The 14,537-nt window shown below is 64.1% G+C and carries 14 protein-coding genes; 10 read left to right on the plus strand and 4 right to left on the minus strand.

Annotated features, from left to right (window positions below; genetic code table 11):
• Positions 1-61: 61 nt before the first annotated feature.
• The 3 genes from B8P98_RS11765 to B8P98_RS11775 are packed head-to-tail and all read left to right on the plus strand — an operon-like array spanning position 62 to position 3,036.
• A complete protein-coding gene (locus tag B8P98_RS11765) occupies positions 62-1,384 on the plus strand; it encodes an MFS transporter (RefSeq protein ID WP_025712076.1) in 1,323 nt (440 codons plus the stop codon).
• 15 nt (positions 1,385-1,399) lie between these two features.
• Complete coding sequence (locus B8P98_RS11770) at positions 1,400-2,236, plus strand: shikimate dehydrogenase family protein (RefSeq protein ID WP_025712077.1); 837 nt, start codon at positions 1,400-1,402, stop codon at positions 2,234-2,236.
• 56 nt (positions 2,237-2,292) lie between these two features.
• Positions 2,293-3,036, plus strand: coding sequence for a substrate-binding domain-containing protein (locus B8P98_RS11775; RefSeq protein WP_080896712.1), 744 nt, complete (start codon positions 2,293-2,295; stop codon positions 3,034-3,036).
• Here the strand turns inward: B8P98_RS11775 and B8P98_RS11780 are convergent.
• From B8P98_RS11780 to B8P98_RS11795, 4 genes are all read right to left on the minus strand, one after another.
• Complete coding sequence (locus tag B8P98_RS11780; RefSeq protein ID WP_080896713.1) at positions 3,020-3,769, minus strand: ABC transporter ATP-binding protein; 750 nt, start codon at positions 3,767-3,769, stop codon at positions 3,020-3,022. The genes B8P98_RS11775 and B8P98_RS11780 overlap by 17 nt on opposite strands.
• Positions 3,766-4,773, minus strand: coding sequence for a FecCD family ABC transporter permease (locus tag B8P98_RS11785; RefSeq protein WP_095033027.1), 1,008 nt, complete (start codon positions 4,771-4,773; stop codon positions 3,766-3,768). The genes B8P98_RS11780 and B8P98_RS11785 overlap by 4 nt, the downstream gene beginning before the upstream one ends.
• Positions 4,763-5,821 (minus strand): ABC transporter substrate-binding protein, encoded by a 1,059-nt coding sequence (locus tag B8P98_RS11790; RefSeq protein WP_095033028.1) that lies wholly within the window; start codon positions 5,819-5,821, stop codon positions 4,763-4,765. The genes B8P98_RS11785 and B8P98_RS11790 overlap by 11 nt, the downstream gene beginning before the upstream one ends.
• Before the next feature lie 86 nt (positions 5,822-5,907).
• Entirely contained in the window at positions 5,908-6,726 is an 819-nt protein-coding gene (locus B8P98_RS11795; RefSeq protein WP_095033029.1) for a DNA-binding transcriptional regulator, read from the minus strand.
• A 177-nt stretch (positions 6,727-6,903) separates the two neighbouring features.
• Here B8P98_RS11795 and B8P98_RS11800 point away from each other — a divergent pair, with 177 nt between their 5' ends.
• The 7 genes from B8P98_RS11800 to mhpT all read left to right on the plus strand — a co-directional run bounded on the left by B8P98_RS11800 (position 6,904) and on the right by mhpT (position 14,443).
• Positions 6,904-8,568: a bifunctional 3-(3-hydroxy-phenyl)propionate/3-hydroxycinnamic acid hydroxylase gene (locus tag B8P98_RS11800; protein WP_095033030.1), complete on the plus strand. Its 1,665-nt coding sequence runs from the start codon at positions 6,904-6,906 to the stop codon at positions 8,566-8,568.
• 1 nt (position 8,569) lies between these two features.
• Positions 8,570-9,514 carry a 2,3-dihydroxyphenylpropionate/2,3-dihydroxicinnamic acid 1,2-dioxygenase gene (mhpB, locus tag B8P98_RS11805; RefSeq protein WP_095033031.1) on the plus strand — a complete coding sequence of 315 codons (945 nt, stop codon included), beginning with the start codon at positions 8,570-8,572 and terminating at the stop codon, positions 9,512-9,514.
• Positions 9,515-9,531: 17 nt separating this feature from the next.
• Positions 9,532-10,398: a 2-hydroxy-6-oxonona-2,4-dienedioate hydrolase gene (gene mhpC / locus B8P98_RS11810; protein WP_095033032.1), complete on the plus strand. Its 867-nt coding sequence runs from the start codon at positions 9,532-9,534 to the stop codon at positions 10,396-10,398.
• A 10-nt stretch (positions 10,399-10,408) separates the two neighbouring features.
• Positions 10,409-11,215 carry a 2-keto-4-pentenoate hydratase gene (gene mhpD, locus B8P98_RS11815; protein WP_095033033.1) on the plus strand — a complete coding sequence of 269 codons (807 nt, stop codon included), beginning with the start codon at positions 10,409-10,411 and terminating at the stop codon, positions 11,213-11,215.
• Positions 11,208-12,158 carry an acetaldehyde dehydrogenase gene (gene mhpF, locus B8P98_RS11820; RefSeq protein ID WP_023297812.1) on the plus strand — a complete coding sequence of 317 codons (951 nt, stop codon included), beginning with the start codon at positions 11,208-11,210 and terminating at the stop codon, positions 12,156-12,158. The genes mhpD and mhpF overlap by 8 nt, the downstream gene beginning before the upstream one ends.
• Positions 12,155-13,171 (plus strand): 4-hydroxy-2-oxovalerate aldolase, encoded by a 1,017-nt coding sequence (gene mhpE, locus B8P98_RS11825; RefSeq protein WP_025712089.1) that lies wholly within the window; start codon positions 12,155-12,157, stop codon positions 13,169-13,171. The genes mhpF and mhpE overlap by 4 nt, the downstream gene beginning before the upstream one ends.
• 75 nt (positions 13,172-13,246) lie before the next feature.
• Positions 13,247-14,443, plus strand: a complete 1,197-nt coding sequence (gene mhpT, locus B8P98_RS11830; RefSeq protein ID WP_095033034.1) for a 3-(3-hydroxy-phenyl)propionate transporter MhpT — start codon at positions 13,247-13,249, stop codon at positions 14,441-14,443.
• The last annotated feature ends 94 nt before the right edge of the window (positions 14,444-14,537 follow it).

A 14,537-nucleotide genomic window follows, 5' to 3' on the forward strand; every position in this document is an offset into this window, starting at 1 on the left:
ATGGTTCATTATGCGTTAAACACAATAACAACACCCTCTGTACCCGAGACAGGAACCGACTATGAGCTCATATAGCCCAAATCCGACGGCTGCCGCCCAGCCCGCCGTCACCGCGCGTCGCTCCCGGCGGCGCATTGGCATCCTTGCGCTGTTGGCCGTGGGGACCATGATTAACTATCTCGATCGCACCGTGCTGGGGATCGCCGCCCCAAAGCTCACCGGTGAGCTGGGGATCGACCCGGCAATCATGGGTATCCTCTTCTCCGCCTTCGCCTGGACTTACGCCCTGGCGCAAATCCCCGGCGGGCTGTTTCTTGACCGTTTTGGCAACAAAGTGACCTACTTTTTGTCGCTGACCCTGTGGTCGCTGTTTACCCTGTTTCACGGCATGGCGGTGGGGCTGAAGACGCTGCTGCTGTGCCGCTTCGGGCTCGGCATCAGCGAAGCGCCGTGCTTTCCGGTCAACAGCCGGGTGGTCAGCGCCTGGTTCCCACAACAGGAGCGAGCAAAGGCCACGGCGGTCTACACCGTGGGGGAGTATCTCGGGCTGGCCTGCTTTGCGCCGCTGCTGTTCTGGATCATGGACGGCTTTGGCTGGCGGGTGCTGTTCGTCAGCGTCGGCGCGGTCGGTATTCTGTTTGCCCTGGTGTGGTGGCGCTGCTATCGCGAACCGCATGAAGATCCGCGCCTCAGCCAGCAGGAGCGTGAGCATATCGAAAACGGCGGCGGCCTGAGCGCGCCAACGGACCAGCAGGTGGCGTTCAGCTGGCCGCTGGTCCGCCAGCTGCTGAGTAAACGGCAGATCATCGGCGCCAGCATCGGCCAGTTTGCCGGCAATACCGTGCTGGTGTTCTTTCTCACCTGGTTCCCGACCTGGCTGGCCACCGAGCGGCATATGCCGTGGCTGAAGGTCGGCTTCTTCTCCATCCTGCCGTTTGTCGCCGCCGCCGGCGGGGTGATGTTTGGCGGCTGGATCTCCGACAAACTGCTCAAGGCCACCGGGTCGGCCAACCTCGGCCGTAAACTGCCGATCGTCGCCGGCCTGCTGATGGCCAGCTGCATCATTACCGCCAACTGGCTGCAGAGCGATCTGGCGGTGATCCTGGTGATGTCATTTGCCTTTTTCGGCCAGGGGATGGTGGGCCTTGGCTGGACGCTGATCTCCGATATCGCTCCGAAGGGGCTGGGCGGCCTGACCGGCGGTCTGTTTAACTTCTGCGCCAACCTCGCGGGGATCCTGACCCCGCTGGTGATCGGCTTTATCGTTGCCGGGTTCGGCAATTTTTTCTACGCGTTGATCTACATCGGCGGCGCCGCGCTGCTGGGCGTGGTGGCCTATCTGTTTATCCTCGGCGACGTCAAACGTATTGAGTTATCGCAGTAAGCAAAGGAGCAAGGCATGGTGATTAGTGGGAATACGCGGCTGATAGCGCACCTTGGCTATCCGACCGCCAGTTTTAAGGCGCCGATGATCTATAACCCATGGTTCGTTGACCAGCAGGTGGACGTGAAGGTGGTGCCGATGGGGGTCAGGCCGGAGGACTACGCCGCGTTTATTCCGCCGCTGTTTACGATGACCAACATCATCGGCGCGCTGGTGACGATGCCGCATAAAATCGCCACCTGCGATCTGGTGCAGCGCCTGAGCCCGACGGCGGCCATCGCAGGCGCCTGCAACGCCATCCGTCTCGAGGCCGACGGCAGCCTGAGCGGAGACATGTTCGATGGCGAGGGATTTGTGCTGGGCCTGCGTCGTAAAGGGTTTAACCCGCAGGGGACGCGGGCGCTGGTGGTCGGTAGCGGCGGGGTGGGGTCGGCTATCGCCGCCTCCCTCGCAGCGGCAGGGGTCAGCGCCCTGACGCTGTACGACACCCGTCCTGAGGTGGCGCACGCCCTCGCCGGTCGGCTGCTCCAGCACTATCCGCAGCTCGATATCACCCTGATGCAGCCCGATCCTGCCGGACACGAGCTGGTGGTCAACGCCACCCCGCTGGGGATGAAGGCCAGCGATCCGCTACCGCTGGACGTCGACCGTCTGGCGCCGGGCACCTGGGTGGGAGAGGTGGTGATGACCCAGGAGTACACTCCACTGCTGCGGGCCGCTCAGGCGCGGCAGTGCCCTATCCAGCGCGGGACCGACATGCTGTTTGAAATGATCCCCGCCTATTTGCGCTTTTTCGACCTGCCGGTAGCCACCCCCGAGCAGCTGCGGGCCCTGGCAGAAATTCGCTACTGACGCGCCGTCAATCCGGGTAATATAGCGCTATATTATCCGGTTTATAGCGACATCCTATGACAAACACCTCTCTCACGCTGCTGGCGGCGGGAAGCCTGAGAAGCGCTTTCCTGCCGCTGGTGGCGCACTTTCAGCAGCATACTGGCCTGGCGGTCGATGCGCAGTTTGGCCCTGCCGGCCTGCTGCGCGAGCGAATCGAAGCCGGGGCGCCATGCGCGGTTTTTGCGTCCGCTAACGCGGCGCACCCGCAGGCGCTGCTGCAGGCGGGTCTGGCGCAGGAATGCCAGGGATTTGCCGGCAACCAGCTGATGCTGACCGCCCGGCGCTCACCGGACAACGATGGCCTGGACTGGCTGACGCTGCTCAGCACGCCCCGCCTGCGGCTGGCCACCTCTACGCCGGGCTGCGATCCGTCGGGAGATTATACCTGGCAGCTGTTCGCCCAAATTGAGGCACGCCACCCTGGGTTGGGCAATGCGATAGCCGGGCGGGCGCAGCCGCTGGTCGGCGGCAGAGACGCACTGAGCGTGCCGCCGGGAGAGATAGCCGGCGCGTGGCTTATTCGTCAGAATCTGGCGGATCTGTTTATCGGCTATGCGCACTATGGCCCCGCGCTGGCCGCCTGCGACGATCTGCGTACCCTGACTATCCCGGCACCGTGGAATATTCGCTGTGATTACCAGCTGGCGCGCCTCAGCGCTGACCCCGCCGCGCTGGCCCTGTATCGCTTTATCCTCGGCGACGTTGGCCAGGCCTGTCTCCGGCAGGCGGGTTTTATGCCGTTCAGCGACGCAGCGTAAACCCGGGCGCCAGCAGAGGGGACGCGGAGGCGGGATGGTGGATCAGGCGTACCGGCAGGCCGTAGGCTTGCCGGAGATGCGTTTCGCTCAGTACGTCGGCGGTCTCGCCCGCCAGCCACTGGCCCTCCGGCAGAAGCAGCAGCGTATGGCTGGCCACCTGTAGGGCGTGGTTGGGATCATGGGTGGTGAACAGGACGGTGCGCGTCTGGCGATGAGCGAGGTCGACGATCAGCTGCAATACCACCTGCTGGTTACCGAGGTCCAGCGCCGAGCAGGGCTCATCCAGCAGGATATTCTGGCTGGCGCTGACCAGCGCGCGGGCAATCAGCACCAGCTGTTGCTGACCGCCGGAGAGGGCGCCGAAGTCATCCCCGGCCAGGGCGGCAATCCCCAGCTGCGCCAGCGCCTGCTCAACCCGCCGGGCATCCTCCTCGTCCGGCTGGGCAAAGAGATCCACGTGACGGGCGCGGCCCATCAGCACCACATCGCTCACGCGCCAGCGGAAAGCGGGACGAAACGACTGCGGGACCAGGGCGACGCCCCCCTCGCACTGCACCTCGCCGCCCAGCGGCGGCAGCACGCCGGTCAGGGTATCCAGCAGGGTACTTTTTCCCCGGCCATTGGCGCCCAGCACCGCCCAGATCTCACCGGGACGGCAGGCCAGCGTAAGCGGGTCGAAAAGCGGCTGGCGGTGGCCGTAGCGTAGCGTTTGCAGCGATAATGAGCTGTTCATCGGGCCGTACTCCGGCGCCGGGATTGCACCAGTAAAAAGGTAAACAGCGGCGCCCCGAGCAGGGCAGTGATGATCCCGATCGGGATCTCCGCCTGGGTGAGCGTGCGCGCCAGATCGTCCACCACCAGCATCAGGGCGGCGCCGAGCCAGAAGGCGGTGGGCAGCAGGCGACGATGGTCTGCGCCCACCAGCAGGCGGGCGAGGTGCGGGACCACCAGACCCATCCAGGCGATGCTGCCGCTGACCGCCACCTGGGCTGCCACCAGCACCGCGCAGCAGACCAGTACGCCGCGACGTAGCGCAGCCACCGGAACGCCAAGACTGCGGGCATCGCGCTCCTCCAGCGCCAGCAGGTTGATCCGCCAGCGCAGCTTCCACAGCACCCCGGCGGCAAGCGCCATGGGCAGGGACATAAGCAGTACCTTATGCCAGCTGGCGGTCGCGAAGCTGCCGAGCAGCCAGAAGACAATGTTCGGTAGCGTCTCTTCGCTGTCGGCGAGGTACTGCATCAGGCTGACCAGCGCGGCGAAGAAGCCGCTGAGAATGATCCCGGACAGAATCAGCCCCAGCGTGCTTTCTCGTCCCTGCAGGGCGGCGAGGGCGTAAATCAGCCCCAGCGCGACGAGACCGAAGAAAAAGGTCGAGGCCATCATCAGCAGACTGCCAACGCCCAACAGGATCGCCAGCGTGCCGCCGAAGGCGGATCCGGAGGTCACCCCGATGATGTGTGGATCCACCAGCGGGTTCTGGAACACGCCCTGCAAGGTGGCGCCGCACAGCCCCAGCGCTCCCCCGGCCAGCAGGGCCATGACCACGCGCGGCAGGCGAACCGACCAGACGATCTGCCCGATCACCCCTTCACCTGGCGGCAGATGGACCAGGGTGTGCCCAACGGCGCGCAGGCTTAACGGGTACTGGCCGAAACAAAGAGAGACGACAGCGATCGCCAGCGTCGCCAGCGCCAGGCTACCCTGCAACCGCCAGGGATGGCGGTTAGCGCGCATCTGGCGTCCACGCCACGCGGTAAAAACGCTGATAGTAATCCCTGGCTTTACTGTCCACATCGATGTTCTGATAGCGCGAAGGATAGAGTTTTTTCGCCATCCACAGCTCGCCCAGCGCCAGGGCCTCCGGCATCGGGTAACCCCAGGCTTTGGCGTACTCCGGCATCAGCCACACGCGGTGGTGTTTCACCGCATCGATCGCCTGCCACTGCGGATCGTTCTCTATCTGTTTGACCACCTGCGGATAACGGTCCTGGACGAAGATCACCTGCGGGTTCCACTCCAGCACCTGCTCAAGCGACACCTGACGGGCGCCTTTTACGCTGGCGGCCGCCACGTTCAGCGCCCCGGCGTGCGCCATCATCAGCCCGGTGTATTTACCGGCGCCGTAGGTATTCAGATCGGGGTTGGCCATATACACCCGCACCCGCTGGTTCGGTGGAATATCGGCCACCGGCGCATTGGCTTGTTTACGCGCCTCGAAGGTGTAGTGAATCAGCGCCTCGGCCTCGGGCTGGCGTTCGACGACCTCGCCGATAAGGCGGATCCCCTCCACCAGCCCGGCGTTATAGGCCTGCTCTTCGTCTGCCATGGCGGGGTTCATTTTATTTTTTTCACCCGCGGCGTCCTGGCGCAGCGAGATGGCCACCACCGGGATCCCTGCCTGTTGGATCTGCGCGATCATCGCCGGCGGCGCATAGTTGGCGACAAAAACCACCTGCGGACGCAGCGCCAGCAGGCTTTCAATATTGACCTGGGTGAGATCGCCCGGGGTCGCCAGTTGCCCGATCTCAGGCATAAAGCGGGCGAACTGCGGCCCGAGCTGTTTCTGCCAGCTGCTTAAGACGCCGACGATATCCTCGGCGGCATGCAGTTGCACCAGCAGGTTGAGCGTCTGATGTTGCAGAACCACGACGCGGGTGATGTGGTCGGGGAGCGTGACCTGGCGACCCAGCTGGTCGGTGACGGTGCGGTCGGCAAAGGCCTGGCCGGTGAACAGGCTGGCGCTGAGCAGCGTCAGGCCCAGCAGTAAGGGGTGTTTTGACATGGTGTGGCCCGAATGGCGTGAAAAATTCGCTATGTATTAAATTATATAACGTCGCCGGGCGCAATGGTTGATCGCGTTTACCCTCATCACGAACAAGGCATTTCGTACCACACTTCTTCCTCTTCCATGCGGGCCTCTATCTGGCTCGCCACCCTCTGCAGGGCGGAAAGATGCTTCTGCGCCGCCTGCTCAATGGTCATCGCGCTGGCGATATAGACCAGGTTCAGGCAGCCGATAACCCGCTGCTGGCTGCAGACCGGCACGGCGATGGAGGCGATTTTCTCCTCCTGCTGCCAGCCGCGGAAGTTTTCACCGTAGCCGTTCTGGCGGGTGCGGGCGAGGATCGCCGCCAGCCGTTCCGGTTCGCGGGCCAGCTGATACTCAGCCTCCGGACGGGCGGCCAGCATGCTGACGATGGCGTCGCGTTCCGCGTCGGGGGCAAAGGCCAGCCACGTCAGCCCGGAGGCGGTGAGCAGCAGCGGCAGCCGCCGTCCGACCATCGCGCGGTGAAACGACAACCGGCTGAAGCGGTGGGTGGTCTCGCGCACCACCATGGCGTCGACGTCTAGGGTGGTGATGTCTGTCGGCCATTGCACCTCGCGTAGCAGCTCGCCGAGCAGCGGCGTGGCGAGGGCAGAAATCCAATGTTCGTCACGAAATCCATCGCTCAGCTGGCGGACGTTAATGGTCAAACGGAAGCTGTCATCGGAGCGGCTGCGGCGGACAAAACCCTCCTCCTGCAGCGTCTCCAGCAGCCGGCGCACGGTGGTGCGATGCAGGCCGCTAAACTCCGCCAGCAGGCCCGGCGTCGCGCCGCCGTCAAATTTATTTAACAATTTTAATAACAACAAACCCCGGCTTAACCCGCGCACCGTTTTGTACGCTGTGGACCCATCGTCATGCATAAATCCTTCCTTAAAATGCTTTATAAACAGCGCTGTGCACCTGGTGCACATTCGGTGATGTTTTGATTGTAGCCGAAAACCCCCGCCCTATACTCAGCCCATTATAAAAATACGTTTACACATGATTAACAAATTGCCTGTCAGTCGGGCAGTTTCCGAGTCGTGAGGTCGCTGAGAATGACAACATCTACACCCGATATTCAACCCGCCGTGCAGCATACCGCTCAGGTCGCCATCGCCGGCGCCGGTCCGGTTGGCCTGATGATGGCCAACTACCTTGGCCAGATGGGCATCAGCGTGCTGCTGGTGGAAAAGCTCGACACACTGATCGATTACCCGCGGGCCATCGGCATTGACGATGAATCCCTGCGGGCGATGCAGGCGGTGGGACTGGTGAATGACGTGCTGCCGCACACCACGCCGTGGCACGCCATGCGCTTTCTGACCCCGAAGGGGCGCTGCTTTGCCGATATCCAGCCGATGACCGATGAGTTTGGCTGGTCGCGGCGCAACGCCTTCATTCAGCCCCAGGTCGATGCGGTGATGTATCACGGTCTGCAGCGTTTCCCGCAGGTCCGCTGCCTCTTCTCCCGCGAAGTAGAAGCCTTTAGCCAGAACGGTGACGGTGTCACGTTAAATCTTAAAGGACCGGACGGCGAGCGGGAGACGGTGCGCGCTGACTGGCTGGTGGCCTGCGACGGCGGCGCCAGCTTTATTCGTCGTACGCTGAACGTCCCCTTCGAAGGCAAGACCGCGCCGAATCAGTGGATCGTCATCGATATCGCCAACGACCCGCTGGCCACCCCGCACGTATACCTGTGCTGCGACCCGGTGCGACCCTACGTTTCCGCCGCGCTGCCCCATGGCGTGCGCCGCTTTGAATTCATGGTGATGCCCGGAGAAACCGAAGCCCAGCTCAGCGAGCCGCACAATATGCGTCGTCTGCTGAGCAAAGTGCTGCCGGACCCGGATCGCGTCGAGCTGATCCGCCAGCGGGTCTACACCCATAACGCCCGCCTTGCCGAGCGCTTTCGCATCGACCGCGTGCTGCTGGCCGGCGATGCGGCGCACATCATGCCGGTCTGGCAGGGGCAGGGATATAACAGCGGCATGCGCGACGCCTTCAACCTGGCGTGGAAGCTGGCGCTGGTGGTCAATGGCAAAGCGGGAGAGACGCTGCTCGACAGCTACCAGCAGGAGCGTCGCGACCACGCGAAAGCGATGATTGACCTGTCGGTTACCGCCGGCCATGTGCTGGCGCCGCCGAAGCGCTGGCAGGGGGCCGCGCGCGACGGCCTCTCCTGGCTGCTGAACTACCTGCCGCCGGTGAAGCGCTACTTCCTCGAAATGCGCTTTAAGCCAATGCCGCAATACCGCGAGGGGGCGCTGCTGACCGACGGCGCCAGCAAAACCTCGCCGGTGGGCAAAATGTTTATTCAACCGCAGGTGACGCTGGAGAGCGGTGAGAGCGTACTGCTCGACGACGTCATCGGCGCGAATTTCGCCATTATCGGCTGGGGCTGCAACCCGCAGTGGGGGCTCGACGCCGGGCAGATCGCCCGCTGGCGCGCGATTGGCGTGCGCTTTATCCAGGTGGTGCCCGAGGTGCAGATCCATCGCGAGCAGGATAACGCCCCCGGCACGCTGCGGGTTGGCGATACGCAAAACCGCCTCAAAAGCTGGTTTGCACTGCATAACACCGCCATCGCCGTGGTCAGGCCGGACCGCTTTGTCGCCGCTCTCGCCATCCCGCAAACCCTCGGCGCGCAGCTGACCGCTCTGGCGGAAAAAATGACCCTCGCAACCGGGGATACCGCCCACGCTGAAGAGAAGGTGGCCTGATATGGATGCCTATTTGCACTGTCTCTCCCACACTCCGCTGGTGGGATTCGTGGACCCGGAGCAGGCGGTCCTCGATGAAGTGAACCGGGTGATTGCCGACGCCCGGCGGCGGATCGCTGAATTCGATCCAGAGCTGGTGGTGCTCTTCGCCCCCGATCACTACAACGGTTTTTTCTATGACGTGATGCCGCCGTTCTGCCTCGGGGTCGGCGTCACCGCGATTGGCGACTTCGCCAGCGCCGCCGGCGACCTGCCGGTGCCCGCCGAGCTGGCGGAAGCCTGCGCCCACGCCATCCTCAACAGCGGTATCGACCTGGCGGTGTCGTACAACATGCAGGTGGACCATGGCTTCGCCCAGCCGCTGGAGTTTCTGCTGGGTGGCCTGGACCACGTGCCGGTGCTGCCGGTGTTTATTAACGGCGTCGCCGCGCCGCTGCCGGGTTTTCAACGCACCCGGCTGCTGGGTGAGGCGATGGGCCGCTTTCTCAATACCCTCAATAAGCGGGTGCTGATCCTCGGCTCGGGCGGACTCTCGCACCAGCCGCCGGTGCCGGAGCTGGCGAAGGCCGACGCTCATCTGCGCGATCGCCTGCTCGGCGGCGGAAAACAGCTGCCGCCGGACGAACGCGAACGGCGCCAGCAGCGGGTGATCAATGCCGCCCGACGGTTTACCGAAGACCCGCACTCGCTCCATCCCCTAAACCCGGTCTGGGACAACCGCTTTATGAGCCTGCTGGAGCAGGGGCGGCTGAGCGAACTGGACGCGATCGGCAATGACGAGCTGTCGGCGATGGCCGGGAAATCGACGCACGAAATTAAGACCTGGGTGGCCGCTTTTGCCGCGCTATCCGCTTTTGGCCCCTGGCGCAGTGAAGGCCGCTATTACCGGCCGATCCCCGAGTGGATCGCCGGATTCGGCTCGCTGAGCGCCACCACCGAGATTTGATTAACCGGGAGACTAACATGAGCTATCAACCGCAAACTGAAGCCGCCACCAGCCGATTCCTCAATGTCGACGAGGGGGGCCGCACGCTGCGTATCCATATCAATGACTGCGGCGACGGGAAAGAGACCGTGGTCATGCTGCACGGCTCCGGGCCGGGGGCCACCGGCTGGGCTAACTTCAGCCGCAATATTGACCCGCTGGTCGAGGCGGGCTATCGCGTGCTGCTCCTCGACTGTCCGGGGTGGGGCAAAAGCGATGCTATCGTCAACAGCGGCTCGCGTTCGGACCTCAACGCCCGCATTCTGAAAAGCGTGGTCGATCAGCTGGGGATCGATAAAGTCCATCTGCTGGGCAACTCGATGGGCGGCCATAGCGCGGTGGCCTTCACCTTGAGCTGGCCGGAGCGGGTGGCTAAGCTGGTGCTGATGGGCGGGGGCACCGGCGGCATGAGCCTGTTCACGCCGATGCCGACCGAGGGCATCAAGCTGCTGAACGCCCTGTACCGCGAGCCGACCATTGAAAACCTCAAAAAGATGATGAGCATCTTCGTCTTCGACACCCGCGACCTCACCGAGGCGCTGTTCGAGGCGCGTCTCAACAATATGCTGTCACGCCGCGACCATCTGGACAACTTCGTCAAGAGCCTGGAAGCCAACCCGAAGCAGTTTCCTGACTTTGGCCCGCGGCTGGGCGAAATCAGCGCGCCAACTCTGATCGTCTGGGGACGCAATGACCGCTTCGTGCCGATGGACGCCGGGTTGCGCCTGCTCGCCGGGATCGCCGGTTCGGAACTGCATATTTACCGCGACTGCGGCCACTGGGCGCAGTGGGAACATGCCGACAATTTTAATCAGCTGGTGCTCAATTTCCTCGCACGGGCTTAAGGAGTTAATGATGACTTTTTCTCTTGACGCGCTGGCCCGGCAGCTGCGCGACGCGGAACAGAGCGGCCAGGCGATCGCCCCGCTGCGCGATATCCTCGGCGTCGACAATGCCGACGCCGCCTATGCCATCCAGCGTCTGAACGTCCAGCACCACGTGGCCCATGGCCGGCGGGTGGTGGGGCGCAAGGTGGGCCTGACCCATCCCAAAGTGCAGCAGCAGCTGGGGGTCAACCAGCCCGACTTCGGCACCCTGTTTGCCGACATGTGCTACGGCGATAACGCCGAGGTGCCGTTTGGCCGCGTGCTGCGGCCCAAAGTGGAGGCCGAGATCGCCCTGGTGCTGAAGCAGGATCTGCCGCATGCCGATACCACCTTTGATGAGCTGTATAACGCCATCGAATGGGTGCTGCCGGCGCTGGAGGTGGTGGGCAGCCGCATTCGCGACTGGTCAATCGGCTTTGTCGACACCGTCGCCGATAACGCCTCCTGTGGCCTGTACGTCATTGGCGGCCCGGCGCAGCGCCCGGCGGGACTGGATCTGAAGCAGTGCGCCATGCACATGACCCGCAACCAGGAGCTGGTCTCCAGCGGCCGGGGCAGCGAGTGCCTGGGGCATCCGCTGAACGCCGCAGTCTGGCTGGCGCGCAAGCTGGCCAGCCTCGGCGAACCGCTGCGGGCGGGGGATATCGTGCTGACCGGGGCGTTAGGCCCGATGGTGACGATTAACGAGGGGGACAGCTTTGTCGCCCATATCGAAGGTATTGGCTCAGTCGCGGCACGCTTCGTCGCCGCCGGAGAAGGACAACGTGATGCGTAAACGTAAAGTTGCCATTATCGGCTCCGGGAATATCGGTACCGATTTAATGATTAAAATCCTGCGCCACGGCCAGCATCTGGAGATGGCGGTGATGGTCGGCATCGACCCGCAGTCGGATGGCCTGGCCCGCGCCCGGCGCATGGGCGTCGCGACCACCCATGAAGGGGTGGGCGGTCTGATGCAGATGGCGGAGTTTGCCGACATCGATTTTGTTTTTGACGCCACCAGCGCCGGGGCGCACATCAAAAACGATGCCGCACTGCGCGAAGCGAAGCCGGGGATCCGCGTCATCGACCTGACGCCGGCGGCGATTGGCCCGTACTGCGTGCCGGTGGTCAACCTCGCGGCTAATCTCCACCAGGGCAACGTCAATATGGTGACCTGCGGCGGGCAGGCGACCATCCCGATGGTCGCCGCGGTCTCGCGAGTGGCGAAGGTGCATTACGCGGAGATCGTGGCCTCGATCGCCAGCCAATCCGCCGGGCCGGGCACACGGGCCAATATCGACGAATTTACCGAAACCACCTCGCAGGCGATTGAAAAAGTCGGCGGCGCGGGCAAGGGCAAAGCGATTATCGTGCTGAACCCGGCGGAGCCGCCGCTGATGATGCGCGATACCGTGTATGTGCTGAGCGAGCTGGCGTCGCAGGAGGCGATTGCCGCCTCGATCGCCGAGATGGCGGCGGCGGTGCAGGCTTACGTCCCGGGCTACCGGCTGAAGCAGCAGGTGCAGTTTGAGGTTATCCCCGAGGATAAGCCGGTCAACCTGCCCGGCGTCGGCTGTTTTTCCGGCCTGAAAACCGCGGTTTACCTCGAAGTGGAAGGGGCGGCGCACTATCTGCCAGCGTACGCGGGCAACCTCGATATTATGACCTCGGCGGCGCTGGCGACGGCGGAGCAAATGGCCGGGGCAATGCACAGCGCGGCGGGAGCGACAGCATGAACGGTAAAAAACTATATATCTCGGACGTGACGCTGCGCGATGGCATGCACGCCATTCGTCACCAGTATTCCCTGGCGCAGGTGCAGCAGATCGCCGGCGCGCTGGATAAGGCTGGGGTCGACTCCATCGAAGTGGCCCATGGCGATGGCCTGCAGGGATCCAGCTTCAACTACGGCTTTGGCGCTCACAGCGACATCGCGTGGATTGAAGCGGCAGCGGATGTCGTGAGCCAGGCGAAAATCGCCACCTTACTGCTGCCGGGCATCGGCACGCTGCACGATCTGAAAGCAGCGTATCAGGCCGGGGCGAGGGTGGTGCGGGTCGCCACCCACTGCAGCGAAGCGGACGTCGCCGCGCAGCATATTGCCTTTGCCCGCGAGCTGGGGATGGACACCGTCGGTTTTCTGATGATGAGCCATATGATCTCCCCGCAGCAACTGGCGCAGCAGGCGCTGAAGATGGAATCTTATGGCGCGACCTGTATCTATGTGGTGGATTCCGGCGGGGCGATGAACATGAACGACATTCGCGACCGCTTCCGTGCCCTGAAGGCGGTACTGAAGCCGGAGACCGCCACCGGGATGCATGCTCACCATAACCTGAGCCTCGGCGTGGCGAACTCGATCGTCGCGGTGGAAGAGGGGTGCGATCGCATAGACGCCAGCCTGGCCGGGATGGGGGCGGGGGCGGGCAATGCGCCGCTGGAGGTATTTATTGCCGCCGCCGACAAGCTCGGCTGGCAGCATGGCACCGATCTCTACGCCCTGATGAACGCGGCCGATGAGCTGGTGCGGCCGCTGCAGGACCGCCCGGTGCGCGTCGACCGCGAAACGCTGGCGCTGGGCTATGCCGGAGTCTACTCCAGCTTCCTGCGCCACAGCGAAGCGGCGGCTGCGCGCTATGGCCTCAGCGCGGTGGATATTCTCGTCGAGCTGGGCAAGCGGCGGATGGTCGGCGGCCAGGAGGATATGATCGTCGACGTCGCGCTGGATCTGCTTAACCGCAATAAATAACGACAAACGCGCGGCTGACAACGCATCAGCCGCCAGTCACCTGCTCCGCTTATCCGGCTATCGCCAAGGTACCCTATGACCAAGATAACGACTGCAACCCCCTCACGCCTGGTGGCCACCATCGGGTTCTGTTTTATGGTGGCCCTGATGGAAGGGCTGGATCTGCAGGCGGCGGGGATCGCCGCCGTCGGCATGGCGCAGGCCTTTGCGCTGGATAAAATGCAGATGGGCTGGATCTTCAGCGCCGGGATCCTCGGCCTGCTGCCCGGCGCGCTGGTGGGCGGCATGCTGGCGGACCGCCACGGACGTAAGCGCATTCTGCTGGGGTCGGTGCTGCTGTTTGGCCTGTTCTCGCTGGCCACCGCGCTGGCATGGAGCTTCCCGACGCTGCTGCTGGCGCGCCTGCTCACCGGCGTCGGGCTCGGCGCAGCCTTGCCGAACCTGATTGCCTTAACCTCGGAAGCCGCTGGCCCCCGCTTTCGCGGCCGGGCGGTGAGCCTGATGTACTGCGGCGTGCCCATCGGCGCCGCGCTGGCGGCAGCGCTGGGCTTTTCCGGTCTCGCCGCGGCCTGGCAGACCATTTTCTGGATTGGCGGCGTGGTCCCGCTGCTGCTGATCCCGCTGCTGATGCGCTGGCTGCCGGAGTCGCAGGCGTTTCAGCGCGCGGAGGCCAGCGCGCCGCTGCGCAGCCTGTTTGCCCCAGGCCAGGCCGCCGCCACGCTGCTGCTGTGGCTGGGCTATTTCTTCACCCTGCTGGTGGTCTATATGCTGATCAACTGGCTGCCGATGCTGCTGGTGGGCCAGGGATTCCGCGCCAGCCAGGCGGCGGGGGTGATGTTCTCTCTGCAGATCGGCGCCGCCTGCGGCACGCTGCTGCTGGGGGCGCTAATGGATAAACTCACCCCGCTGCGGATGTCGCTCCTGATCTACAGCGGGATTCTGGCTTCCCTGCTGGCGCTGGGCAGCGCGTCGTCGCTGAGTGGAATGTTGCTGGCGGGGTTTGTCGCCGGGCTGTTTGCCACAGGCGGACAAAGTGTGCTGTACGCTCTGGCGCCGCTTTTTTACCCCGCGGCCATCCGCGCCACCGGGGTGGGCACCGCCGTGGCGGTGGGCCGTCTTGGGGCGATGAGCGGCCCGCTGCTGGCTGGCAAGATGCTGGCCCTCGGCACCGGCACCGTCGGGGTGATGGCGGCCTCGGCGCCGGGCATTGTGCTGGCTGGGGTGGCGGTGTTCTGGCTGATGCATCGCCAGCAGCGCGCCGTGATTGTCTGAGACGCATCCGGCGGTCTGGCAAAAAAATGCCGGGTCGCCGCCTTGCCTGTCCGCGTCACCTGGCCTAAGGTAAGACATCATTCCCTGACGCTTA

It is taken from the genome of Klebsiella quasivariicola, assembly GCF_002269255.1.
Taxonomy (GTDB): domain Bacteria; phylum Pseudomonadota; class Gammaproteobacteria; order Enterobacterales; family Enterobacteriaceae; genus Klebsiella; species Klebsiella quasivariicola.